We start from the raw sequence: 25273 nt of genomic DNA, 5'->3' as shown, positions 1-25273 counted from the left end.
GACAGCCGGATAGGCTATGCATACACTAAACGAAACGGACTAAAATATGCACTTCATTTGCAAATGTACCACACGAAGCAAAACATAGCAAGAAAGGCGGGACAAATATGAAAGCAGTCGGCCTGGTTGTTGAATATAATCCCTTTCATAACGGACACCGCTATCATGCGGAACAAGCAAAAATCAAAACGGACAGCAGCGTCGCGGCGGCGGTGATGAGCGGCCCTTTTTTGCAGCGCGGGGAACCGGCCGCCGTCTCAAAGTGGGGCCGGACAAAAATGGCGCTGGAAAACGGCGTGGATATCGTCATTGAGCTCCCTTATATATATGCCGTACAAAAAGCGGAATTATTCGCGCGCGGCAGCGTTTCGCTTCTTCATCATTTAGGATGCAGCAGCTTGTTTTTCGGCAGCGAAAACGGGCGGATCGAACCCTTTATTGAAGCGTCTGAAGCGTTCAGCCGAAAGGAAGATGACTGCAGCCTGATTCTGAAAGAGGAGCTGAAAAAGGGTCTCAGCTATCCGGCCGCCGCCTCAAAAGCTTTTTCACACATATTCAAAGGGCGGGACATGCTCGATTTGTCCAAGCCGAACAATATTCTCGGTTTTCACTACGTTAGAGCGATACACACCTCCGGTTCCGCTATGAAGCCTTATACGACAGCCAGAATCGCTTCCCAATATCATGACGCCGAGCTTCCCGGAGATAACAGCCGGATAGCCAGCGCAACAAGCATCCGGAAAGCGCTGATAGAAAAAGGAACGGCGGCCGTAAGGAGCTTTCTCCCGGAAGCGTCTGCGCGTGAGCTGGAGGCATACAGAAATTCATACGGCATATGGCACAGCACGGAAGACTATTTTTCATATGTAAAATACAGCCTCAGCACTCTTTCCGCTGAAGAATTGAGCCGAATCTATGAAGTGGAAGAAGGCCTTGAGCACAGAATTCTGCGCACCATCAGACAAGCCCGATCCTATCGCGAAATGATGGAACGATTGAAAACAAAACGATACACGTGGACGAGGCTGCAGCGGATGAACACGCACATTCTGACACGGACGAAAAAAGAAGACATGCATCGGCTCTTGCAGCCTTCAAGCGCTCCTTATATCCGTCTTCTCGGAATGACGAAAAAAGGACAGGCGTACCTGTCGGCAAAGAAAAAAGAGCTTACCGCACCTCTCGTCAGCAAGCTCTCTTCTTTCTCTCATCCCGCTCTGGATCTGGACATACTGGCGGGACGGGTTTACAGCCTGCCGATAAACGAACCTGAACGCACATTGTTTGAGAAACAGGAATTTTCACAAGCGCCGATCCGCTATGATGAAGACGAAAAGTGTTTTTTGAATGCGTAAAAAAAGCACCTGTCTGTATCAGGTGCTTTTTACTTTCAGCTGATCCAAATAGTCAAGTGCGTCCTGCATGGTGTCGACAGGGACGATCTTCATATCGGACTTGATCGCTTTCGCCGTTTTTACAGCATTTTTGTAATCAGAATTTTCAGCTCCGTTTTGATTCGGCGCAAAGAAAATATCTTTTCCCGCTTTGTCTGCGGCGACGACTTTCTGATCGATTCCGCCGATCGGTCCGACTTTGCCGTCCACGTCGATTGTCCCCGTTCCGGCTATATTATAGCCTTTTGTTTCGTCAGGTTTTGTCAGCTGGTTGTAAATTTCTAAAGACATCATGAGACCCGCAGAAGGCCCGCCGATGTTTTCAATGCTGAAATGAAGATCCGGCTTCACTTTCACGTTCCGGTCCGTATATAATGCGACACCGATTCCCGCTCTTTTCGGGTCGTCCGGGAATGATTTCAGCACAATGTCAACGGTCTTTTCTTTCGTGTCCCGTTCAATGTGAAACGTTACTTTTTCCCCCGCTTTTTTGCTGCTGATATAATCAATCAGCTTTTCAGCGGATTCGTATGTTTTCCCGTCCGCGCTGATGATTTTATCACCGACCTCTATTTTTCCTTTTGCCGGCATGTCAGAGACGACTGAGCTGGCATAAATGCCGTTAAATGAGTATTTCACCTGTTTCCCGGCTTTTTGATAAGCGGCAATGACCGCGTTTTCTTGGGAGCTTTTCATCATTTGCAGCTGGCGCTTCATATAATCCGAGTCCGATTCGCCCTCTTCTTTTATGCTTTCATCAGGGACGATTTCTTCGTAAGGATGCACTTTCGCCCAAAGATATGTATACGGATTGGCGGGGCCTACTTTGACAGTCATCAAGGAAAGGCTTCCTTTTTCAGGATAGCCTCCGTCCACCTTAATCAGCGGTCTCAGCTCTGATGCTTCTCCCGGCTGTGTGATGTAATACGGAAGCTTAATAAATGTAACAGCGATTAATAAGATCAGGATGATAAACACCCAGCGAAAATGTTTTGCTTTCATATGAGTTAGCCCTCCCAGTTCTCTATTTCTTGTTTAATCCGGCCGATCATCCGGTCTGCGGCTTCTTCGCCCGCTGTGATTATATGATCAATGTTGGCAAAAGAACTTGAGCTGAATGATTCAAGAGAAGGGCGGATCATGACGTCTGCGGCAATGGTCTGGTGACGGACCAATTCATTTTGCAGTATATCCATACTTTGCATGATTACATCAAAAATATGTGCCGCCTTTTCCGTTTTTTTCACCCGGGATACGTCAGAGGCGATGACGATATCAGCACCCATATCTTTTACGGCGGAAACCGGGATTCTGTCGACCACCGCGCCGTCGACTAACATACGTCCGTTCATTTTTTGCGGGACGAAAACGCCCGGTATGCTGATGCTCGCGCGGACGGCTTCGGACACTGAACCTTTCGTAAAAACGAGTTTTTCGCCGGTCTGAAGGTCGCAGGCCACGATGCCGAGCGGGATCCGCAGTTCTTCTATCGGCTTGCCGTACGTATAGGCATGAACGAGCTGCCTGATGCGGTCTCCTTTTAAAAATCCGAGCTTCGGCATCGTATAATCCGCGTACAGCCGCCGCTTAAATGCTTTAGCGACTTTTTTCATCGTGGCCACGTCATGCCCGGCCGCATAAAAGCTTCCGACTAATGCTCCCATGCTGCTGCCGGCAATCATATCAATTGGAATCTGATGCTTATGTAAACTGGATAACACTCCGAGATGAGCGATGCCTCTTGCCCCTCCCGAACCTAACGCTAACCCGATTGTAGGTTTGGCCAACGCGACGAACCCCCTAATAGACATCCTATACATGAATTCTATGGTCTAAATTGAACCCCTATGCTCGTATATTAGTACAGGATGACAAATAGGTACTTGCCCGGCCGCCTTTAAGGTCTGTTCTATATTTTATCATGATATAAATGTCAGTGTGCAATTTTAGCATCGGGGAGGTAAGAATGAATTTGTCTAAGTTTCATACATTTTTGATTTCATTGTTTTTCATTTTTTTGACGGCTACGGTTATTTCACACCCTCAGGCCTCATTCGAAGCCTCCAAAACCGGTCTTTCCATGTGGTGGGAGGTAGTTTTTCCTTCATTGCTTCCGTTTTTTATTCTATCTGAGCTTTTAATCGGATTCGGCATTGTCAAGTTTGTCGGCCTTTTACTCGAACCCTTTATGCGTCCCATTTTCAGAGTGCCGGGGGTCGGCGGATTTGTACTGGCTATGGGCATGGCTTCAGGCAATCCGGCCGGCGCGAAGCTGACTGCACGGCTGCGCCAGGATAAACAAATCTCCAGAGTAGAGGCTGAACGCCTCGTCTCTTTTACCAATTCATCCAATCCGTTATTTATATTCGCTGCTGTGGCAGTCGGCTTTTTTCATAACGCGTCTCTCGGCATTCTGCTGGCATCGGCTCACTATCTCGGAAACATCGCCGTCGGCCTGACGATGCGTTCATACGGACGGAAAGAAGAAGCGGCGTATACCGGTAAAAAGACGATCGCTCTCCCTTCTCTGAAGGAAGCATTTCTGGCCCTCCACAAGGCGCGGCTTTCGGAAAAACGGCCGCTCGGAAAAATTTTGGGCGACGCCGTCACCTCTTCTGTACAAACCTTGCTGATGGTGGGCGGTTTTATTATATTGTTTTCGGTTTTCAGCCGGTTATTATCAATCGTACAAGTCATGGATGTGCTTTCTGTATTTACAAACGCGCTGCTTTCGCTTTTTCATCTTCCGGCAAATCTGGACATCCCTCTTATCAGCGGAATGTTTGAAATTACACTTGGGAGCAAGCTGGTCAGTGAAGCTGATGCCGCCTTGCTGCCGAAAGCCATGATTGTGAGTTTTATTCTCGGGTTCAGCGGCCTTTCCGTACAGGCCCAGGTAGCCGGCATTTTATCGGAAACAGATATCCGCTTTAAACCGTTTTTCGCGGCGCGTATCCTTCAGGGCATTTATGCCGCACTCTTTATTCTCTTACTGTGGAAGCCGCTTTACCTTGCATTGGACGAACCTTACCAGTCCGTATTCCTCCCTTTCCGCGATCAGGAAGCGGGATCTGCTGCCGTCAGCGGCTGGAATACACTTGTTGAAACCGGGCCCGCCATCACGCTGACAGCTCTCGCCATATACGCATTGATTTATTGTTACAGGCTGTCAGCACGGACAAAAAAAGGATGAGACGCCAATCAGCGCTTCTCATCCTTTAAATTTCTGCATCAGCGCCTGTTCAACTTCCGGAGGAACAAACTCTGAAACAGGCCCGTTATATTTTGCGACTTCTTTTACGATGCTTGAACTTAAAAAAGAGTACTGATTGTTCGTCATCATAAAAAAAGTTTCTATTGATTCGTCGAGCACGCGGTTGACGGAAGTCCCCTGCATCTCATATTCGAAGTCAGAAACGGCTCTGAGCCCCCTGATAATCGCCTTCGCCCGCTTTTTTTTCGCATAGTCGATTAACAGTCCCTGTGACGTCTCGACCGTAACATTCGGTATGTCTTTTGTCACTTCTCTTAACAGCTCACATCGTTCCTCTACTGTAAACAGCGGCTGCTTAGAAGAATTATTGAGCACGCATACGTACACCTGCTCAAACACGTTTGCCCCCCGTCTGATAATGTCCAGATGTCCGTAGGTGACGGGATCAAAACTTCCGGGACATACAGCTATACTTGCCACATCATTACCCCCTATTTCGGTATATCGTCACTCCTGTAAGCCCGTAAATTTCCCTTCTTGTTACAGAAAGCGCGCCGACGGCTTCAGGAAGCGCAACGGCTTTATCATGCTCGGCTACGACAAAACCGTCTTCATTCAGCATGTTCTGCTCATCAATCATTTCGATAAGCGCTTTCAGCTTTTGTTCCTTATACGGAGGATCTAAGAAAATTCCGTCAAAACCTTTTTCCCGTTTCGCCGCGGCATAGAGGGCCCGCTCTGCATCATTGCGGTATACTTCCGCTGAAGACAGCAGATCAAGCGCTTTGATATTCGCTTTTACCGTTTGGATGGCTTTGAAATCACGATCCACAAAGATACAGCGGTCAAATCCGCGCGACAGCGCTTCAATCCCGAGACCGCCGCTCCCCGCAAACAAATCCAGCCCCGTTCCTCCGTCAAAATACGGGCCGATCATATTAAAAATAGACTCTTTTACTTTATCCGTCGTCGGCCTTGTTGATGTGCCCGGCACAGCCTTTAAGGCTCGTCCTTTTCTTGAACCGGAAATTACTCTCATTATTCACACCACTTTTTCTGAAAACTTTGATGTTTCTCATCGGCTGAGCCGTTATGTATCAAAACAATCCCTATCTTATCATAAAGCATTCTTTCAAACAATGAACGTGAAAAACGTGTATACATATTCACATTCCTGTCAAGACTACGTGTAACAGCATCAATGAATGATGTTGTTGCCAACCGCGGAGAAGACTTACGTTTCCCCATAAGTTCTTCCTCCGGTTTCTCCTCTCCCTTTTCCTTCTCCTTAACTTGTTAAGGAATAGAAGGACCCCGCAGGTATCTGCGGGGATTTTTTTATATGCCGATTTTATAATCGTACTCTTTCGCTTTATCAAGCTTTGATTCAAATTCCAGCTTTAAAAAAGGTTTATAAGAAGGCTCTACCTTCTTCACATATGAATAAGAAGAAATCTTTTCCATTGTTTTTTCGATTAGGTCCATATCGCAATACAGCACAACGTATTTCAGCCGCTTGGAAACATAATGAACGTTGCCGAATTTTCTCAGCATTTTGCTGTGTTTTAAGGAATGCAGATATACGATTATGCCTTGGCGCTTATTTTCCATCATGATCACCCGCCTGACTTTCTGTTCATTTTATGTAAAAGACGAGACGGCCGTCTCGTCAGGAAACTTTGCATCCGCAGCCGCCGCCGGAACCGCACCCGCCGCCGCAGGATGACAGGCCGTCAAAATAAGGATTCCCCGTCGGAACTTTTACATGCTCCGAGACGGCCGTTCCGAGTTCAATGCTGATCTCATCAAGCAGCGACTGAAGCTCAGTCTCCGCTTTTTTAAATTCGGCCACCTTATCGTTTAAATCCAGTTCCCGTTTCATTTCTCTCATTTTGCGGGAAATCTCTCTATAATCAGGATGGTATTTGCCAAAGCGCTGCACATCCTCATACTGCTCTTTAACGCTCATAAAAGAACGAATGATCCGCCCTGCCTCTTCATCTTCACGGAGACGCTTGTAACAATCGCGGTAATTTTCAGCCGTCTCAGACTGCAGAATCATGCCGGCAAGCTGCTCCGCTTCACTTTGAAGCTTGACGGACTCAATTGTTGCATACATAAATACGCACCTCCAGTTGCTAGTTTACCATGAAACCACCCAATTGGAAAATGCGGCGTTTAAACGCTTTTTAATCCTGTGAACGCATGGCGTGAACCATCTGCATCATCATCTGCGCCATTTGAATCCCGTTTGAGAATTGGCTTACCCGATGCGGTATCGTCTTTTCATAAAAATTCATCATGTCAAGCTGAAAGGAATTGAGATCGTCCGGTTTTCTCGCAAGTCTGCGGTACCAGACGGGACGCTGCCGTATAAACCGTTTCCGTTCCTCATCTGCGGATATGAATTCCTGAACCTCTTTTCGCATACACGATCCCCTTCTTTAATCCTTTCTGAACGAAAAAGGATGTTGTCCGGAGCCTTGCCGGGGCTGCTTCGTGCTGCTCCCCGAAAATTGGCTTAAAAGGCTTTGCAATGATGAAATGGATTGGCTCATTTTATTGATCTGCTCATTCATTTGGTTGATATCCATCTTTTTGACGGCAGTGACCATTTTTGAAACGAAATCGTTTTTTTCAGCTGGTTCCTGTTTGGTTTCCGCGTCGGAAGAAGGCTGAACGGCCTCGTCTTTAAAAGGGTCCCATATCGGATCATCCTCGCCCAGAAGAACCCAATTTTCATAGACTTCCTGCCAGCTTCTTTGTTCCTTGCGAACATTTTGGACCAGTTTGGGATGCTTTTTTACGAATTGTTTAAAATCATCGATTGATTGCCGTGATTGCTGATTCGCCACAATTCTCACCCCCTCCGAAAAGTTTTGCCTGCTATAATGTATCGGTTCATGCGCCTTAATGTTCGCCTAAATTGCGAAAAAAAGCAGGTATATTTTTTTCAACAGGAGCGCCGCTCGCGAAAAAACATAAAAAAACCGCGGGGGACGCGCCCCTCTGCGGTTTTTTACTGCCAAGGCTTAATGAAGTTTTGCGTATAATACTTCTGATCAACGCCGACACCGAGGTGCGTATAATCCGGGCTTAACAGCGCCTTTCTGTGGCCTTCGCTGTTCAGCCAGCCCTCAACGGCTGCAGGACCGTCCACATAGTTGTAGGCAATATTTTCACCGGCCTCCCGGTATTTCACATCGCCTTTTTCCAAGCGGTCCTTCAGAGTCCCGTATTTCTTTGAGACGTGAGAGAAATACTTGTTATCCTTCATGTCCTTGCTGTGACCGAATGCCACTTTTGCGGCGCCTTCGTCCCATTTCAGCCTTGCAAGTCCGTGTTTTACGCGGATGACATTTGTAATATCGAGAATCTGCTGCTCACTCGCTCGTTCAATGTCGTTCCATTTTTTATCAGAAACAGGCTCGGGTTCTGTCAGCTTTCCTCTGTACATGACCTCATACGGCCTTTGTTTCACAAGTGTTTCCGCATCAAATGCCCTGATGCTTGACAGATTCCCGTCAAATTTGTCCATGTACAGCTGAACATACATTCCGCCTATCTTAACGGTGGGACGGGTATTGATATCTTCTTCAGAAAACTCGAACCGATACGTGTTTCCCTTGTCAGTCACATTGACAAAAGGAGAAACCTGCGTCGTTTTAAAAACTTCGCCAGTCGATTCGCCGATCTTAAACGGTTTTGCGTTGATGCCGCTTCCCGAAGCGTATAAAGTCACGGCTTTATCATTCAAAATACCGACTTGTACGTATTGGTCTTTCCCCTGGTTGTACACCCACCACTCGTAATCGTAGGCAGAAGGATCTTTCCGGGACGGTTCCCCAAGTTTCTTTTTCACATCGGCGGCAGATTTCCCCATGAGAGAAAGCAGTCCGGATGACGGCATTTTCAGCCGTTTTCCGCTCTCTTCTTCATTGGAAACCTGAGGCTCCTCCTGATCCGTCTTTTTCTGAGGAGCCGATCCATATTGTATAAACAGAACATACGCTCCGTAAATAAGCAAAAGGATAACGAGAGCCCTTGCGATATTTTTCAACCTCTCACCCCCATATGTTCAAACCGTTCTGTTTTTGTTTACTCTTATACAGTACAGCCTATTTGCATCGTCCGTGATTTATGTTTAATGGATAAACCCCTCCGGACCGCCGTCTTCAGAAATGTCAGACAGCACTCGGCCTGCTTGCTCATTTGATTGCTCGGCCAACGAAAGATCGCCGAGCGTAACAATGCCGACCAGTTTTTTATCCCTTGTGACGGGAATTCTTCTGAGCTGATGTTCAGCCATCAAATGGAGCACCTCCTCCACAGAGGCGTCTTCCTCTGCACTGATAACCCGCTCTGTCATTGCGTCGGTTATTTTTTGAGAGTTCGGCTTTTTTGAAGCAATTCCCCGTAATACGAGATCTCTGTCTGTCACGATCCCGACAAGTGTGGCGCCGTCTTCATCCACTATCGGAATGGCGCCGACATCTGCGTCTTTCATCTTCACCGCAGCTTCATATACATTATCTAATACTGTACAATATTGCAAGTCTGACGTCATGAGCTTATTGATCTTTGTCATTGCGGAATTCCTCCTTTTTTCTGCTACTATTGTCGTCAAATTTTTCATTTTGCATACTTTCACCGTATGAATCATTGAAAGTGTAACGCTTTCATACTATGATTGTCAGGAAAGGGCATTTTTAAAAGGAGGGGGAAGGTTTGAAGTTTGAAAACAGCGGTCTTGAAGGGGTAACAGCGGAGCTCAGCCGCTTGAATGATCTGATGGAAGGTAAAGGGCTCATTCTGGCTGGACAATGGGATTATGAAAGAGTGACTTACGACAAAAAGTTTTCAGTACCTGAGGGGACATTTTATCTGCGGATTCAAGGAACGGCAAAAGAGGGCGATGTCGGCGGCAGCCGGGCCGTGATTCAGCTGAAGGCCCCTCTTTTAGGAAAGCATTATTATCCGCACGGCGTAGAATACGGCAGCGCTGAAGAATTTCCGGAACATGTCGTCGCTGAAAGCAAAGCTTTACTGCTTGAATTGGAAGAGTCATTAAAAACAGTGCAAATGTAATAAAAAAGTACAGCATATTCTGCTGTACTTTTTTTCATGAGACGGTATGCTCGATATACGGCGGCTCTGACAGCGTATCTTTTTCCCGTTCCGTTCTGACCCACTGAAAAAAGATGACAGCCAAATATGTTCCGTAGACCGCCTCTTGAATGATTTTCATCAGTACTGCCCCAAGCTGCTGATCTTCCAGAGGAGGGAGCGTGTTAAACATCTCCGGTCCGGATAAAGGGATCTCCTCCAGCAAATCTAAAGGAACGCAAAGCTTCATTGCTTCGGCCCAAGCCGCCGGATCTGTATACGTGGCATACATGGGCGCCCCGCTGAACATAATGAGCGCGCAGGCCGGCGTTAACAGAATCCCGTCTGCCATAATATACCCCAGCTTCATTAAACCGCTGAGACGGGGCAGACCGTCCACCTTATGCACAAGCGGCCACCACATAAAAAACGCCGTTACAAAGATGAGTCCGTTCATCAGCGTGTGATACAGCGAATCCGTTTTGACGAAATCAAATATAAACGGGATGTGATACAGTGAAAAAATACCGTTAAACAGCACTAATGCGATAAGCGGCATTGAAAAGAACGAAAACAGCGGCTTTACAACAGGACGGAAGATCAGTTTTTTCCATGCCCAGCCGGGAATTCCGGAAATCAACAGCGGCGGTACGACTAAAAACAGAACCGCCATCTGCGTCATATGGGCGCTGAACATCACATGGCCCAATAAATCAACCGGACTTCCCGCAGCCGCGTAAAAAAATAGCGCGGAAAGCACAAACAGCACCTTCTCCTTAGCGGACACACGTCCTTTATGCCGGCTGCACCAGTAAAAGTAAACACCTGTTATCACGGCAGTTATACAAAACAGATACGGGCTCCACATTGCGCGAAACCCGAACATTTCCAAATTAATCAAATCTCTCACTCCCCGCCGCCCCGATTACCACCAAATAATCGTGACAAATGCAAGCACGGTGATAAACGCGACAAATATTCCCGAATACAGAAATAATGACGGCGCTTCATGCCCCTTCTGGCTCATATGCATAAAGTAAAACAGCTGAAAGATGACCTGGATGACCGCAAGCAGGATCAGAAACGGCATCGTAAACCATCCGGCAATGCCGTCAGCAGCCACCGTCAAAAACGCGACAAGCGTAAGGCCGATCATCAAACCGAAGGATATGACCTGATATTTCATCTCCTCGGCATTTTTCTTTTTTCGATATTCGAGATCCGTACTGACAGTCCCTCTGTTTTTGTTATCGTCCATCGTTATCCCACCATCCCCATCAAATATACAACGGTAAAGATAAAGACCCACACGACATCGATAAAATGCCAATATAAGCTGGCCACATAATATTTCGGCGCATTATAAAGGCTGAGCCCTCTTTTTGCATTCCGGATCATCAGCGCGCTGATCCACAACAGCCCGAACGCCACGTGTGCTCCGTGTGTGCCGACGAGCGTGTAAAACGCTGAGCCGAGCGCAGAGCTTGTAATGGTAAAGCCGAATTCGTGAGTGTAATGCATAAATTCATAGATTTCTACCCCTAAAAATCCTGCTCCCAATAAAACGGTAACCAAAAGCCACACCTGCATTTTTTTAAAGGAGAAATTTTTCATATGATACATCGCATACACACTCGTTAAGCTGCTCGTTAAAAGAAGCATCGTCGCGATAAATACGATCGGCAGCTCAAACATCTCAGCCGTTGACGGCCCTCCGGCTTTAGATTCCCGTAAAGCAAGGAATGTTGCAAATAGCGAGGCGAACAGAACCGTTTCCCCGCCGAGAAACAGCCAAAATCCCAAAAACTTATTTTTCCCCTCCAGCGTTGCTTTTTCAGGAGAAGCCGGAAAGGTTTCAGCCGTCATTTTTTCCTGCAGCTGCATTACGCCTTCACCCCTTTATCATCATTCGGCAGATCTTCTTTGTGAATATGATAGCCGTAATCATCGACCACAGAGCGAAGCAGCATGGTAAAGAATGTGATGCCGAGCCCTATGAAGATAACCGGAAGCCCCCATGAATAATCGGAGTGGTATAAAAACCCGAACGCTGCGACAAACAGCCCGAAAGATATGATAAACGGCATGATGGAGCCGTTCGGCATATGAATGTCCTCTACAGGCTCTGCAGGCGCCATCCCTTCATTTCCGGCCTGCTTTTCAATCCACAGCGGGTCAAGTCCCCGGACAAACGGAAGCTGTTTAAAATTATATTCCGGCGGCGGCGAAGAGACCGCCCATTCAAGCGTACGACCGTCCAGCCACGGGTCGTTCCCGACGTATTTCCCCTTTATTGAGGTATAAATAATATTGACGACGAGTAAAGCAGCCGCGCCCGCCATGAAAAACGCGCCGATTGAACTGATCAGGTTGCCGGTATCAAGCCCCTGGCCGGGCAGATATGTGTAAACGCGCCGCGGCATTCCCATCAAACCGAGGAAATGCTGAATGAAGAAGGTAAGATGAAACCCGATAAAAAATAAGACGAACGAAATTTTCCCCATCGTTTCATGAAGCACCTTCCCGAACATTTTCGGCCACCAGAAATGCACGCCCGCCAGGATGCCGAACACAACGCCGCCGATAATGACATAGTGGAAATGTGCTACGACAAAATACGTATCGTGGAACTGATAATCTGCCGCTGCGGCCGCCAGCATGACACCCGTGACTCCTCCGAGTACGAAAGAAGGAATAAAGGCGACGGCATACAGCATAGGCGTCGTGAATTTGACATTTCCTCCCCAGATGGTCAAAAGCCAGTTGAAAATTTTAATGCCGGTAGGCACCGCGATCGCCATCGTCGCAACCGCAAATATCGCATTAGCGATCGGTCCGAGTCCCGTCGTAAACATATGGTGAACCCAAACCATGAACCCGAGAAAGCCGATCAGCACGATCGCAAAGACCATAGACGAATAACCGAACAGACGTTTCCTCGCAAATACGGGAATGATTTCTGAAAAAATCCCAAAGGCGGGAAGAATTAAAATGTATACTTCCGGATGCCCGAAAATCCAAAACAGATGCTCCCAGATTATCGTATTGCCGCCCAATTCAGGATTAAAGAAATTCGTTCCGAACAAACGATCCAGCATCATCAGCGCCAAACCGACGGTGAGCGGAGGAAATGCGAATAAAATGAGTGCCGACGCCACAAATGTCGTCCACGTAAACAGCGGCAGTCTCATATACGTCAAACCCGGCGCCCTCATATTAATAATCGTGGCGAGAAAGTTGATCCCCGCAATCAGCGTACCTAAGCCTGATATTTGCAGGCCGAGCACGAAAAAGTCTATGCCGTGCCCTTTCGAATTCAGCGCAAGCGACGCGTACGACGTCCAGCCTGCATCAGGAGCGCCTCCTAAAAACCAGCTCAGATTCAAAAAGATGCCTCCGAAGAAAAACAGCCAAAATCCGAGCGCATTCAGAAATGGGAACGATACGTCACGCGCCCCGATCTGAAGCGGCACAACCGCGTTCATCAGCCCGAATAACAGCGGCATCGCCGCCAGGAAGATCATTGTCGTGCCGTGCATCGTCATAATTTCATTAAACTGCTGAGCACCCATAAAATCGTTCCCCGGCCTCAAGAGCTGAATCCTGATAAGCATGGCCTCAAGTCCGCCGACGACGAAGAAAAATCCCCCGGCGATCATATATAAAATCGCGATTTTCTTATGGTCAACCGTCGTCAAATAATCCCAAAGCAAAGAGCTTTTTCTTTGCTGTCCTGTAAGCGTATTCATCATTTACGACCTCCCCCCTGATATCTCCCTGTCCTCACTTGTTCTCCGCTTTTAGCCCTTTTAAATATTCATACAGCGCATCCGTTTCAGCGTCCGAGAGCTTCGGATAAGTGCCTGTCATTTTATTGCCCGGTTTAATGCTGTCCGGATTTTTCAGCCAGGCTTTTATATTCTCTTTATTCGCATCCTTAATGCCGGCCACTTTGACCCGTTCACCGAAGGTAGCGAGGTTCGGAGCCGTTCTTGCCGCTTCAGCCCGTTTATCATTGGGCTCAACCGCATGACAGCTCAGGCAGTTTTTTTCCTTAAACAGCTCTTCTCCTTGCGCGGCTAAACCGGAATCTGTTGTATGCTTATAATTTTTCATCGCTTTCGTCCATTGTTTAAATTCTTTTGACGGCAGCGGTTTCACTTTGAAATCCATCAGCGCATGTGAAGGTCCGCACAGCTCTGCGCATTTCCCGAAGAAATATTCTCCCGCTTCTTTGCTGCGTTTAGAATCGAAGGTCAGAAAGAAAGTATTGTCATTATCCGTATTCGTATCGATTTTTCCCCCGGCTGACGGAATCCAGAAAGAGTGTTTCACATCTGAGGACTTCAGCTTGAAATAGACGCGTTCATCTGTGGGAACGATCAGCTCCTGACTTGTCACAAACCCGTAATCAGGATACTCGAATTCCCACCAGTATAAATTCGCCCTTACATTAATCACGAGCGCATCCTCTGCTTTACGGTTTTTCTTATCCATCGGTGACGTATCCGCCAGCGCCAATGTATCGATGACAACCGGAATGACAAGAATAATCAGAAGCAGGATCGGAATAACGGTCCAGGTGATTTCTAAAAAACGGTTCCCCTCCACCTGTTTCGGTATCGTGTCTTCCCCTATACGCGACCGTCTGAATCTCACAATGACGTAAAAGAAAATAACTGCTACGACCGCAACGACGACAACCATGATAAGTGTGCTGAGCACCGTCAGATCATATTGTTTATCAGCCACTTCGCCGGCAGGCTTGAGTGTGGACAGAAACGGTTTTCCACAGCCGCTCAATAAAAGCGGCACTAAGGCTAATAATGATAAAAGACGCCAACGCTTTAACATTTCACCCAACCCCTTTTTTGAATCAGTACGAGATGCACAAGCAGTAAATCTGCTTCCAGCCGAAATACTTCTTTTCCTCATTTCTTAAAATATGAGATTTTTTACTTAAAATTCCATCTATGTATAAAAGCAAAGCCGCCTGATTAAACAAAAGGTCAAGGCGGCGTTTACTAGTTGTCATTGTTTGTTTTGGCGATCAAACAAGCTCATTATTTAATTAAAACAGCGTAAAGACCACCATCGCTACAAAATAAATGGTCATGTAATTAAGCGAATAGACAAACATAAGAGTTGCCCACTTCATGATGTTTTTCATGCGGAATCCCATCAGTCCGAGAACAAGCCATCCGACATTCAGCAAAGTGCCGAGAATGACGATCGGAAGACCTAGACTGCCGAGGAAAAACGGAAGCGGCAGCAGGCATGCGACCCAGACGATAATCTGTCTTTTCGTCACTTCAAAGCCGTGCACTACCGGAAGCATCGGAATATTCGCTGCTCTGTAATCTTCCGTCTTCTTAATCGCAAGCGCTAAAAAGTGCGGAATCTGCCAGATGAATAAAATCATGAATAAAACCCACGCGACAACACCGATGTGCCCTTCAACCGCTGTCCAGCCGATTAACGGCGGCACGGCGCCTGATACACTTCCGACAACCGTATTAATCGTATAACGGCGTTTCGTCCACATTGTATAAAGAACAACGTACGTAAACACGCCGATAAAACCGATGACTGCTGCCATCACGGTGGTCATCAAAAGCATGATAAGTCCTAAAGCAATGAGTAAAATTCCTGACCACAGCGCTTGATTCGGCTGAATCTTTCCGGTTACCGTCGGTCTTACTTTCGTGCGTTCCATTAAATGATCAATATCACGGTCGTAATAGTTGTTAACCGCACAAGAACCGGCGATGATCAAAGAAGATCCTATTAATGTAAGAAGCACGGTGTTTAAATTGCCTAAAAAACTCAGACCGGATATATGTAACGCAAGCCACATGCCGGTAAAAGTCGTAATTAAATTCGAATTGACGATTCCTATTTTGATAAGCGAAAGGAAATCCTTCCATGCCGTCGTCTCTTCAATCTGTCCGTCTATAGCTGTATCGTTTAAAATTCTGGAATTAGCCATAACGTAAACCTCCCTTACAAACCTAAAGCAGGTTTTTTAAGACCTGCAACTCTATCATACAAGATAATGACCTGTAAAAAAACATCCTCTTAAATATTAAACGAGAAACAGGAATTTATTTGTGAACTTTTTATGAATTTTACCAAATCCGCCGGTTTCATAATAAAGCGGTTACTTTATTTCTATCAGACCCATCTGGAATAATCAACCCCATTATCTAAGAAGTCCTGATTCTATTATATTTTTGTGAACAAACAGAATTGAGAATTGCCACAAAACACATATTCGCTTACACTTGGTACGTATATCATTTTGTCCAGTTTGTTAAGAAGGTGAATGTAAAATGAATAAAGCTTTGAAAGCGCTCGGCGTGCTGACGACATTCGTTATGCTCGTCGTGCTGATCGGCGGCGCTCTTGTCACAAAGACAGGATCGGGTCTCGGATGCGGAAGGCAGTGGCCGCTTTGCCACGGCCGGTTTTTCCCGGAGCTTAACGCCGCTTCTATCATTGAATGGAGCCACAGACTCGCAAGCGGTGTCTCAATCGTTCTCGTGCTGAGTCTCGCTTTTTGGGCATGGAGAAAAGTCACGCCTGTTTTCCGTGAAACAACCTTTCTCGCCATTATGTCCATTATCTTTTTATTTTTACAGGCGCTTCTCGGCGCATTAGCGGTTGTTTTCGGATCAAATGCGCTCGTTATGGCGCTTCATTTCGGCATATCGCTGATTTCTTTCGCTTCTGTTCTGATTTTGACGCTGCTCATATTCGAAGCTGATAAATCAGACAAAAAGCTCGTCAAGCCGCTCAGAATCGGCAGGAAAATGCAGTTTCATATGATCGGCCTTTCGATTTACACGTATATCGTCGTTTATACGGGAGCTTATGTGCGCCATACGAAATCAAGCCTTGCCTGCCCTGACGTTCCGCTTTGCAGCAGGCTGAATCACGGGCTTCCGTCCCATTTTCAGGAATGGGTGCAGATGGGCCACAGAACGGCAGCGCTGCTTCTGTTCGTATGGATTCTTGTCGCTTTTGCACATGCGGTGCGCTCCTACAAAGACCAAAAACAGATTCTTGGGGGCTGGATAGCGGCTCTTGCCTTTGTTGTATTACAGGCGCTCTCCGGAATCATGGTTGTTTATTCAGAAATGGCCACCGGCTTTGCACTTGCCCATTCGCTCTTTATTGCCGGCCTGTTCGGCGTCTTATGCTATTTCTTATTATTAATCGCCCGCTTCCGCTATGAATCAAAACAGCGGTACATCTGAGGCACATGAAAAGGCCGAAGCATTAGAGCTTCGGCCTTTTTACATATAAAAAACCTGATCGCACACGGGGGCGGATCAGGTTTTTTTATGTTCATTTTTTACGCTTTTTCAATTTCGATCAGTAAATCGCCTGTCTGAATCGGTTCACCGTTTTTCACATGAATCTGCTGTATCGTCCCGGAGAACGGCGCCTGTACCGTCGTCTCCATTTTCATCGCTTCATTAATCATCAGATGATCGCCTTTATTCACCTTTGCCCCGGTTTCCGTTAACAATTTAATGACGGTTCCCGGCATGGATCCCGCAATGTGGCTTGGGTTTGTCCGATCTGCTTTTAATTTTTCCTGTACGGACGATTTAATGCTTTCATCTTTAATGACCACCTCGCGCGGCTGGCCGTTCAATTCGAAATAAACGACACGTGTCGCATCTGGCTGCGGTTCACCGATAGATACAAGCTTCACGATCAGCGTTTTTCCGCGCTCGATTTCCACTTCGATTTCTTCACCGAGTGTCATGCCATAGAAGAAAGTCGGTGTGTCCAATACGGAAATATCACCGAAGCGTTCCGCCGTTTTAACATATTCAGTAAACACCTTCGGATAAAGAGCATACGCGATTGCGTCCTGATCACTCAATTCCATCTGATGTGTTTCTTTCCATTCTTCTTTAATGCCTTCAAAAGATACCGGTTCAAGCAGCTCACCCGGTCTTACCGTGATCGGCGTCTGTCCTTTCAGAACGAGCTTTTGCAGTTTTTCCGGAAATCCGCCGTGCGGCTGGCCGATCTGCCCTTTAAAGAGCTCAACGACTGAATCCGGAAAATCAAGCGTTTCGCCTTTATCATAAACATCTTGTTCTGTTAAATTGTTTTGCACCATGTAAAGCGCCATATCTCCGACGACTTTGGAAGAAGGTGTTACTTTCACCACGTCGCCGAACATGCGGTTGACGACGCTGTACATGTCTTTCACCTCATTCCAGCGATCACCGAGGCCGACTCCTTTTGCCTGCTGCTGCAGATTGCTGTACTGGCCGCCCGGCATTTCATGATTATAAATCTCAGTATGCGGAGACTTCATCCCGCTTTCAAATTCACTGTAATACTGACGGACGGATTCCCAGTATTGCGACAGTCTTTCCACCTGCCGGACATCCATTTCAGGACGGCGGCTGTTTCCTTCAAGGGCATGATAAAATCCGCTTGCGCTCGGCTGTGAAGTCAGACCCGCCATTGAGCTGACGGCGACATCCACGATGTCCACACCCGCTTCAACAGCTTTGGCATAGAGAAAGACGCCATTGCCGCTCGTATCATGCGTGTGAAGATGAACGGGAATATCAATCGTTTCCTTCAGCGCTGAGATAAGTTCGTATGCGGCTTGAGGTTTCAAAAGACCGGCCATGTCTTTAATGCCGAGAATGTGCGCACCAGACGCCTCAAGCTCTTTCGCCATAGAAAGATAATATTGCAAATCATATTTCGTCCGGGTCTTATCAAGAATATCTCCCGTGTAACAAATCGCAGCCTCCGCCACTTTTCCGGTTTCACGGACGGCATCGATGGCCAGCGTCATCCCTTTTACCCAGTTCAGGCTGTCAAAGATCCGGAATACGTCAATACCTGACTCCGCTGACTGCCGGACAAATTTTTGGATGACATTGTCCGGATAGTTTGTATAACCGACGGCATTTGATGAACGAAGCAGCATCTGGAACAATGTGTTCGGCACTTCCTTGCGAAGATCTTCAAGGCGTTTCCAAGGGTCTTCTTTTAAGAAACGGTACGCTACATCAAATGTCGCGCCTCCCCACATTTCAAGGCTGAACAGTTCAGGCCACAGGGCAGCCGTAGGATTCGCGATTTTTTTCAAATCATTGGATCTGATCCGGGTTGCAAGCAGGGACTGATGGGCATCCCTGAACGTTGTATCGGTCAGGAGCACGGATTTTTGCTCTTTCACCCAGTCAGCAAGCCCCTCGGCGCCTCTTTCATCAAGGATCTGTTTCGTACCGCTTGCCGGCTTTTCCCCTATACCTAACGTAACGGTCTGAGGCTTATCAAATGCAGGTTTTTCTTTTTTCCCGATTCCCGGAAAACCGTTCACCGTGACATTGCCGATATAGGAAAGCATTTTTGTTCCGCGGTCCTTCTGTTTTGGGAAAACAAACAGCTCAGGCGTTGTGTCGATAAACGATGTGTCGTATTGGCCCGTCAGGAATTTTTCATGCTTTGCCACGTTTTCAAGAAACGGAATATTGGTCTTAATGCCCCTGATCCTGAATTCCTGCAGGTTGCGGACCATTTTCGCTGATGCCTGTTCAAACGTCAGCGCCCATGTCGACAGCTTGACAAGCAGTGAATCATAATAAGGCGTGATGACGGCGCCCTGGAAGCTGTTTCCCGTATCAAGGCGGACGCCGAAGCCGCCGCCTGAGCGGTAAGCCATAATTTTACCCGTGTCAGGCATAAAGTCATTCAGCGGATCTTCAGTGGTCACACGTGATTGTATCGCATACCCGTTTGTAAAAATGTCTTTCTGCTCAGGGATATTGACGGCACGGCTGTGCAGTCCGTGGCCCTGCGCGACGAGGATTTGCGTCTGAACGATATCAACCCCCGTTATCATTTCCGTAATCGTATGCTCCACTTGCACGCGCGGGTTCACTTCAATAAAGTAAAATTCACCGCCCGCTACGAGAAACTCCACGGTCCCTGCGTTGATATAGCCGACATTTTTCGCAAGCGCCACAGCCGCTTCACAGATTTCGTCCCTTAATTCAGGCTGCAAAGATACACTAGGCGCCACCTCAATGACCTTTTGATGGCGTCTCTGAACGGAACAGTCCCGCTCATACAGATGGACGACATTGCCTTCTTTATCTCCGATCACCTGAACTTCAATATGCTTAGGATTTTCGATCAGTTTTTCAACATACACTTCATCGTTTCCGAATGCGGCTTTCGCTTCTGATTTGGCCCGCTCAAACGATTCTTTCAATTCGCTTTCGTTTCGGACGATTCTCATTCCGCGGCCTCCGCCTCCGAGCGATGCTTTAATAATAAACGGAAATCCGTGGACTTTTGCGAATTGTTCGACATCTTTTAATGTTTCAGCCGGTCCGTCACTCCCCGGAATAACGGGGATGCCGGCTTTTTCTGCCTGCTCCCTCGCCTTTACCTTATCTCCGAACATATCCAAATGCGCTGACGTCGGTCCGATAAATACGATGCCCTCTTCTTCACAGCGTCTCGCAAATCGGATATTTTCAGAGAGAAATCCGTAGCCCGGATGAATGGCATCTACGCCGTTTCTTTTTGCGATCTCAATAATCCCTTCAATATCAAGATACGCGTCAATCGGTTTTTTGCCTTCTCCCACTAGATAAGCTTCATCCGCTTTATAGCGATGATAGGAGCCCGAATCTTCTTTTGAATAAACGGCTACCGTTCTGATGTTCAATTCTGTGCACGCCCGGAAAATCCGGATCGCAATTTCTCCCCTGTTTGCTACTAACACTTTTTGGATGGATTGTTGTGACAAACTTTTCTCCCCCTTGGCCTAATAAATATGTAGTTTATAATAAAGGAATATCCGTCCTGTGTATACACTTGTTTTTTAGAGATACACAGTTTTTTCCGTCTGCCGTCTTTTTACCCCCTTAGACGGAACGGGCTCCCTCTTTTTCTTCTTTTCTGAGTACTTGACATGCATGCTGACATTCACCAATATACCGGCGCTCATTAATAACAACAACATTGATGAGCCCCCGTAGCTGATAAACGGCAGCGGAACACCTGTAATCGGAATTAAGCCGCTGACACCGCCGAGATTGATAAAGGTCTGAATCGCAATCATGCTGGATATCCCGATTGCCAAAAGGCTCCCGAACGGATCTTCACATTTTCTCGCAATATAAAAACCTTTTAACACGACAAAAGCCAGCAGCACAATGACAAACAGGACGCCGAAAATGCCGAGCTCCTCTGAAATAACCGCCATAATAAAGTCTGTATGCGATTCAGGCAGATAACCGTATTTTTGAATGCCTTCTCCAAGACCGAGACCGAAAAAACCGCCTGAGCCGATCGCATAATACGAATTTATAATCTGCAGGCCTGATGTGCTGGCGTATTTAAATGGATTTTCAAGGCTTTCAAACCGGCTCATACGCCCGGGTGTCAAAATATCGTCCCATTTCAGATAGATGATCGGGCTGACAAGGAGCAATACGATTCCCGCCATGAGAACCAGCCTGAGCAGGGTCCTTCCGCTGAATCCCGAACACATAATGACGCAAAATGCGATCAGGCCGATAATCATCGCCGTTCCGAAGTCAGGCTGAATGGCGATAAGCGCACAAATGACTACGGTGACGATCACCGGCGGCGCAACCCCCGTCAAAAGCTGATCGATATAGCTTTGTTTCTTTGCGTATACCGCGGCAAGGTACAGTATCAGGGTCAGCTTGACAAATTCCCCCGGCTGAATGGCCATTCCGCCAATTTTAAACCAGCTTTGCGCGTTTCCGGCAACATGTCCGAAAACAAACAGCGCGCAAAGCGCAGCCACTGACGCAAGCAGTATGAATTTCTGAATCTTTTGATGGGCGAACACTTTGTACGGAAAAACGGCCGCGATGATAAACAGCACAAACCCCGCGATGACGGCGAACAGCTGCCGTTTAAAGAAATAGTCGCTGCTCACGCCGTAACGCATAACGGCGGTAATCATGCTTGAGCTGTATACCATTACCAATCCGAAACTGCACAGCAGAATGATAGCGCATATCAATGAATAATCGTAAGATTTTAACATTCTTTTAAACATAACATCCTCTTTCCTGCTTAAAGCTTACGTTTAATACCTATTGCGTATTATATTTTACTATAATTCATAAACATTTTACGCAGTTTCTTTATAGTTTTTCGGATGAAATGCAGATTAAGAGACCGTCTTACGAAAAGAAGATGCAAAAAACGGTTTACGGTTATAAAAAAACCCAAACCGTTGAATAGTTTGAGTTTGATCATTTATTTTCCTGTAAACGCGTCATGCAAAGCAGACAGTTCTCTTTCAAGTCTGTCCAGCAGCTCTTTGCCGTCGTTTTCGTCAACTAATCCCAGGCGGACAGCAAAATCGATTTCCCTCGACAGTCCGAACATCTGAGTATCCAAGACCTCTTCATACAGAGGACATTGAGGCATCGTTAAGTTATCCATTTGTACTCGGATCAGCTTCAAAATCTTCTCAGCATCTAACTTCAACAGCTCGAATGCTTTCTGCTGATGGTCAACTATAATCTCTGAAGCCAAAAGTATCCCTCCGTTCCCCAGGCGAGTACCTAATTCTTCTATTTATCATAAAGGGTATCAGATGAAATTGCAAGAGAATTTAAGCAGATGTTATGATAAAAAATGTTTCAAAAAATACTCAGCCTGTATTTCTCAGACATGATTTCCAAAAGCTTCACACCCGCGATGCTGTTGCCTTTTTCATCAAGCGCCGGGCCGAATATACCGATTCCGAAGTTGTACGGCGAAATGCCCATGATTCCTCCCGAAACGCCGCTTTTAGCGGGAATGCCGACCTTGATCGCGAATTCCCCGCTCGCATTGTACATGCCGCATGTCACCATAAACGTCTTGCAGATTCTCGCCACATCTTTTTTAATGACCTGCTCCCCGGTTTCCGGATGCTTGCCGTCAAGGGCGAATACACAGCCGATTTTGGCTAAATCCAGACTGCTCATCTTAATCGCGCACTGTTTTGTATACAAATCCATGACCTCTTCAACATCGCCTTTAAAAATGTCATACTGCTTCATGTAATAACACATGGCCCGATTAATCATGGATGAACTGAATTCCGATTCCGCGACATGTCTGCAATATGTAATGTCCTGATTATTCGCAAGTCTTCTGATGAATCCGAGCAGGTAATCCAGGCGGTCTTTCGGCGAATGCCCTTTAATGAAACCCGTAACGATGAGAGCTCCCGCATTAATCATCGGATTTAAAGGCTTGCCCGGATTCACTGTTTCAAGCTTAATCATGGAATTAAACGGGTCGCCGGTCGGCTCCTGACCCACGCAGCTGAACACCTTTTCCTTTCCGTAATCCATCAGTACGAGCGCCAGAGAAAGCACTTTCGAAATGCTCTGCAGCGTAAATGTCCGGTCGGCGTCTCCTGCCGTCAGACATGTATTTTCCGCATGATAAATCGTGACCGAAAGGCTGTCTTGTTCAGATTCAGCCAGAGCCGGAATATAGTCTGCCACTTTGCCTTCTTCGGTCCTTTTTTTCGCTTCCTGAACTAATGCGTCCAGCTCTTGGTAATGCCGGCATACCATGTCGATCATCCTCACTTCGCTGCCGTTGTATACATCTAATTTGCGACGCAAAGTGACAATTCATGCGAAAACTTTTATACTTTAAGTAAAGGGGGGCTTCACCATGAGCGTTATTCAGGTAAAAGGCAATGTTACATATCCGATTACAATTGATCCGAGTGTCTGGATTTTCGATGACCGCAAGTTTCCGTTTGAAAAAAATCAGCCCGTTCATCCGGACGGCTCTGCAGAAACCCAGGAGCATACGCTTGATCCGGAACGAGTGATCAGAGAAGGGCGCATTTCGCCGCCGACTTTAAAAAGCGAAAAACGTTATGAAAAAGAAAGACTGATGAACGGCAGCTTCGCCATGAAGCTCGGCGCTGTTTTAGCAAATGCCGAGCCGAAAGAAAGCGCTGTCCTGTGCGCATTTATTTCAAAATCAGAAAGAACCGAAGTGCCGCTAGAAAAGGCGATGGACGCAATCGCGCATTTCAGCGATGCGGGGAAACCCCTTCAAGACGGCGGACCGGTCCATTTTTACGTGGACGGCGACTTTGAAAAACCGATAACGGGCGTCACAGAAATCGAAGTTTTATAACAAATCGGCGGCGAGCTGTGCAAGGCCGGATCTCTCACCTTTCACAAGCTTCACGCTGCCGGAGACGGTTTGTTCTTTAAACCGTTCTACAACATAAGCAAGTCCGTTGTTTAAACTGTCTAAGTATGGGTGATCTATTTGCTCCGGATCGCCCATCAGGACAATTTTGCTGCCCTCTCCCACCCGAGTCAAAAGCGTTTTGACCTCGTGCCTCGTCAAATTCTGAGCCTCATCAATAATAATAAACTGATCCGGAATGCTTCTTCCCCGAATGTATGTCAGCGCCTCCACCTGAATCGATCCGATTCCTGCCAAAATCGCTTCAAGTTCACCCGGCTTTTTCGCATTGAATAAAAATTCAAGATTATCAAAGATCGGCTGCATCCACGGCTTGAGCTTTTCCTCTTTTTCGCCCGGCAAATATCCGATATCCTTTCCCACCGGGACGATGGGACGCGCGACGATCAGTTTTTTATAAATACCGAGATCCTCCGTCTGCAGAAGCCCTGCCGCGAGAGCAAGCAAGGTTTTTCCCGTTCCCGCTTTTCCGATCAGGGTGACAAGCGGGATATCTTCCCTCAGCAGGAGTTCAAGCGCCATTGTCTGCTGGACGTTCTTCGGCCTGATACCCCATACGTGCTCATCATCGAAAACGAGTCTTTTTACCGTCTCGCCTTTCTTATCTGTCATGCCGACCGCAGACGAAGATCCTCCTAATTCATCTTTCATCAGCACAAATTGATTCGGATAAACCTGATGCTGCTGAAGCTCCTTGACTGAAATTTGTTTGTTTTTATAAAACGAGGCAAACCGCTCTTTATTCATAAATATATCTTTGTACCCGCTATATATTTCATCATGGTCAACCACTCTGTCGTTTAAAAAGTCCTCCGCCAAAAGCCCGATGGCATCCGCCTTTACCCTGACAAGCACATCTTTGCTGACCAGGATGACGAGGCGGCCGTTTTCTTTCGTTTCCTCCTCAAGGCTTAAATTTTTTGCCACCGCCAAAATGCGGTTATCATTCGTTTTTTCGATAAAAATTTCTTGGAGCTGGTGAAATGACCGGTGGTTCAGTTCAATTCTGAGCGTTCCTCCGCTTTCAAGCGGAACTTTTTCGTGCAGCCTTCCTTTCTCCCTGAGCCCGTCTATCAGCTTAGATACGTGCCTCGCATTTCTCCCGACCTCGTCCATATACCGCTTTTTTGAATCGACCTCTTCCAGCACGACGGCGGGGATGACAACTTCGTTTTCTTCAAAGGAAAAAATGGCGTTAGGATCCTGCAAAAGTACATTCGTATCTAACACATAAATTTTACTCAAGTCTCAGCCTCCTGAAATAAGGATCAAAGCCCATCGTGTGCTT

General features: G+C 46.9%; 27 protein-coding genes. 5 read left to right on the top strand and 22 right to left on the bottom strand.

The genetic code is table 11. The features are described from left to right. Positions 1–107: 107 nt before the first annotated feature. Positions 108–1355 (top strand): nucleotidyltransferase, encoded by a 1248-nt coding sequence (locus tag BR62_RS0115325; protein ID WP_020955779.1) that lies wholly within the window; start codon positions 108–110, stop codon positions 1353–1355. Between the two features lie 18 nt (positions 1356–1373). Here BR62_RS0115325 and BR62_RS0115320 read toward each other — a convergent pair whose 3' ends face one another. Then, the gene (locus tag BR62_RS0115320; RefSeq protein WP_007409697.1) at positions 1374–2396 is read right to left on the bottom strand and encodes a SepM family pheromone-processing serine protease; all 1023 of its coding nucleotides are present in this window, start codon (positions 2394–2396) and stop codon (positions 1374–1376) included. A gap of 5 nt (positions 2397–2401) precedes the next feature. Next, entirely contained in the window at positions 2402–3181 is a 780-nt protein-coding gene (locus tag BR62_RS0115315; RefSeq protein ID WP_032871409.1) for a patatin-like phospholipase family protein, read from the bottom strand. A 179-nt stretch (positions 3182–3360) separates the two neighbouring features. Here BR62_RS0115315 and ylbJ point away from each other — a divergent pair, with 179 nt between their 5' ends. Then, entirely contained in the window at positions 3361–4587 is a 1227-nt protein-coding gene (ylbJ, locus tag BR62_RS0115310; RefSeq protein ID WP_007409695.1) for a sporulation integral membrane protein YlbJ, read from the top strand. A gap of 18 nt (positions 4588–4605) precedes the next feature. Here the strand turns inward: ylbJ and coaD are convergent, their stop codons facing one another. The 9 genes from coaD to BR62_RS0115265 all read right to left on the bottom strand — a co-directional run bounded on the left by coaD (position 4606) and on the right by BR62_RS0115265 (position 9196). After that, positions 4606–5088: a pantetheine-phosphate adenylyltransferase gene (gene coaD / locus BR62_RS0115305; RefSeq protein ID WP_007409694.1), complete on the bottom strand. Its 483-nt coding sequence runs from the start codon at positions 5086–5088 to the stop codon at positions 4606–4608. A gap of 4 nt (positions 5089–5092) precedes the next feature. After that, positions 5093–5647, bottom strand: coding sequence for a 16S rRNA (guanine(966)-N(2))-methyltransferase RsmD (rsmD, locus tag BR62_RS0115300; protein ID WP_007409693.1), 555 nt, complete (start codon positions 5645–5647; stop codon positions 5093–5095). Next, complete coding sequence (locus tag BR62_RS0115295) at positions 5647–5856, bottom strand: hypothetical protein (protein WP_007409692.1); 210 nt, start codon at positions 5854–5856, stop codon at positions 5647–5649. The genes rsmD and BR62_RS0115295 overlap by 1 nt, the downstream gene beginning before the upstream one ends. A gap of 90 nt (positions 5857–5946) precedes the next feature. Further along, a complete protein-coding gene (locus tag BR62_RS0115290; protein ID WP_014417705.1) occupies positions 5947–6219 on the bottom strand; it encodes a YlbG family protein in 273 nt (90 codons plus the stop codon). Positions 6220–6277: 58 nt separating this feature from the next. Continuing rightward, complete coding sequence (locus tag BR62_RS0115285; RefSeq protein WP_003154472.1) at positions 6278–6727, bottom strand: regulatory iron-sulfur-containing complex subunit RicF; 450 nt, start codon at positions 6725–6727, stop codon at positions 6278–6280. Between the two features lie 70 nt (positions 6728–6797). Further along, positions 6798–7037: a YlbE-like family protein gene (locus tag BR62_RS0115280; RefSeq protein ID WP_003154475.1), complete on the bottom strand. Its 240-nt coding sequence runs from the start codon at positions 7035–7037 to the stop codon at positions 6798–6800. Between the two features lie 15 nt (positions 7038–7052). Then, positions 7053–7463 (bottom strand): YlbD family protein, encoded by a 411-nt coding sequence (locus tag BR62_RS0115275; RefSeq protein ID WP_032871407.1) that lies wholly within the window; start codon positions 7461–7463, stop codon positions 7053–7055. 164 nt (positions 7464–7627) lie between these two features. Beyond that, positions 7628–8668, bottom strand: coding sequence for a CAP domain-containing protein (locus BR62_RS0115270; protein WP_007409690.1), 1041 nt, complete (start codon positions 8666–8668; stop codon positions 7628–7630). 84 nt (positions 8669–8752) lie between these two features. Beyond that, positions 8753–9196: a CBS domain-containing protein gene (locus tag BR62_RS0115265; protein WP_032871405.1), complete on the bottom strand. Its 444-nt coding sequence runs from the start codon at positions 9194–9196 to the stop codon at positions 8753–8755. A 140-nt stretch (positions 9197–9336) separates the two neighbouring features. Between BR62_RS0115265 and BR62_RS0115260 the strand changes: the two genes are divergently transcribed. Beyond that, complete coding sequence (locus tag BR62_RS0115260) at positions 9337–9696, top strand: YugN family protein (protein WP_007409688.1); 360 nt, start codon at positions 9337–9339, stop codon at positions 9694–9696. 34 nt (positions 9697–9730) lie between these two features. Here the strand turns inward: BR62_RS0115260 and ctaG are convergent, their stop codons facing one another. From ctaG to cyoE, 6 genes are all read right to left on the bottom strand, one after another. Continuing rightward, complete coding sequence (gene ctaG, locus BR62_RS0115255) at positions 9731–10615, bottom strand: cytochrome c oxidase assembly factor CtaG (RefSeq protein ID WP_020953993.1); 885 nt, start codon at positions 10613–10615, stop codon at positions 9731–9733. A 24-nt stretch (positions 10616–10639) separates the two neighbouring features. Then, entirely contained in the window at positions 10640–10972 is a 333-nt protein-coding gene (gene ctaF / locus BR62_RS0115250) for a cytochrome c oxidase subunit IVB (protein WP_007409686.1), read from the bottom strand. A gap of 2 nt (positions 10973–10974) precedes the next feature. Further along, entirely contained in the window at positions 10975–11598 is a 624-nt protein-coding gene (ctaE, locus tag BR62_RS0115245; protein WP_003154482.1) for a cytochrome c oxidase subunit III, read from the bottom strand. Beyond that, positions 11598–13466 (bottom strand): cytochrome c oxidase subunit I, encoded by a 1869-nt coding sequence (gene ctaD / locus BR62_RS0115240; RefSeq protein WP_007611227.1) that lies wholly within the window; start codon positions 13464–13466, stop codon positions 11598–11600. The genes ctaE and ctaD overlap by 1 nt, the downstream gene beginning before the upstream one ends. Before the next feature lie 31 nt (positions 13467–13497). Then, positions 13498–14568: a cytochrome c oxidase subunit II gene (gene coxB, locus BR62_RS0115235; RefSeq protein WP_003154484.1), complete on the bottom strand. Its 1071-nt coding sequence runs from the start codon at positions 14566–14568 to the stop codon at positions 13498–13500. A 217-nt stretch (positions 14569–14785) separates the two neighbouring features. Continuing rightward, entirely contained in the window at positions 14786–15703 is a 918-nt protein-coding gene (gene cyoE / locus BR62_RS0115230) for a heme o synthase (RefSeq protein ID WP_003154486.1), read from the bottom strand. A 343-nt stretch (positions 15704–16046) separates the two neighbouring features. Between cyoE and ctaA the strand changes: the two genes are divergently transcribed. Beyond that, complete coding sequence (ctaA, locus tag BR62_RS0115225; protein ID WP_007409684.1) at positions 16047–16973, top strand: heme A synthase CtaA; 927 nt, start codon at positions 16047–16049, stop codon at positions 16971–16973. A 98-nt stretch (positions 16974–17071) separates the two neighbouring features. Here the strand turns inward: ctaA and pyc are convergent, their stop codons facing one another. The 4 genes from pyc to glsA all read right to left on the bottom strand — a co-directional run bounded on the left by pyc (position 17072) and on the right by glsA (position 23327). Beyond that, a complete protein-coding gene (pyc, locus tag BR62_RS0115220; RefSeq protein WP_032871403.1) occupies positions 17072–20518 on the bottom strand; it encodes a pyruvate carboxylase in 3447 nt (1148 codons plus the stop codon). 75 nt (positions 20519–20593) lie between these two features. Further along, positions 20594–21805: an FtsW/RodA/SpoVE family cell cycle protein gene (locus tag BR62_RS0115215; RefSeq protein WP_032871401.1), complete on the bottom strand. Its 1212-nt coding sequence runs from the start codon at positions 21803–21805 to the stop codon at positions 20594–20596. A 203-nt stretch (positions 21806–22008) separates the two neighbouring features. After that, entirely contained in the window at positions 22009–22290 is a 282-nt protein-coding gene (locus tag BR62_RS0115210; protein WP_003154494.1) for an Fpa/YlaN family protein, read from the bottom strand. A 107-nt stretch (positions 22291–22397) separates the two neighbouring features. Continuing rightward, positions 22398–23327: a glutaminase A gene (gene glsA / locus BR62_RS0115205; protein ID WP_015239797.1), complete on the bottom strand. Its 930-nt coding sequence runs from the start codon at positions 23325–23327 to the stop codon at positions 22398–22400. Between the two features lie 103 nt (positions 23328–23430). Here glsA and BR62_RS0115200 point away from each other — a divergent pair, with 103 nt between their 5' ends. After that, positions 23431–23907: a hypothetical protein gene (locus BR62_RS0115200; RefSeq protein WP_007409680.1), complete on the top strand. Its 477-nt coding sequence runs from the start codon at positions 23431–23433 to the stop codon at positions 23905–23907. Here BR62_RS0115200 and BR62_RS0115195 read toward each other — a convergent pair. Beyond that, entirely contained in the window at positions 23902–25230 is a 1329-nt protein-coding gene (locus BR62_RS0115195) for a PhoH family protein (protein WP_007409679.1), read from the bottom strand. The genes BR62_RS0115200 and BR62_RS0115195 overlap by 6 nt on opposite strands. Positions 25231–25273: the final 43 nt, after the last annotated feature.

The organism is Bacillus sp. UNC69MF, from assembly GCF_000746035.1.
In the GTDB taxonomy this organism is placed as follows: Bacteria; Bacillota; Bacilli; order Bacillales; family Bacillaceae; genus Bacillus; species Bacillus velezensis.
This window is presented reverse-complemented; position numbering and strand designations above follow the sequence as displayed.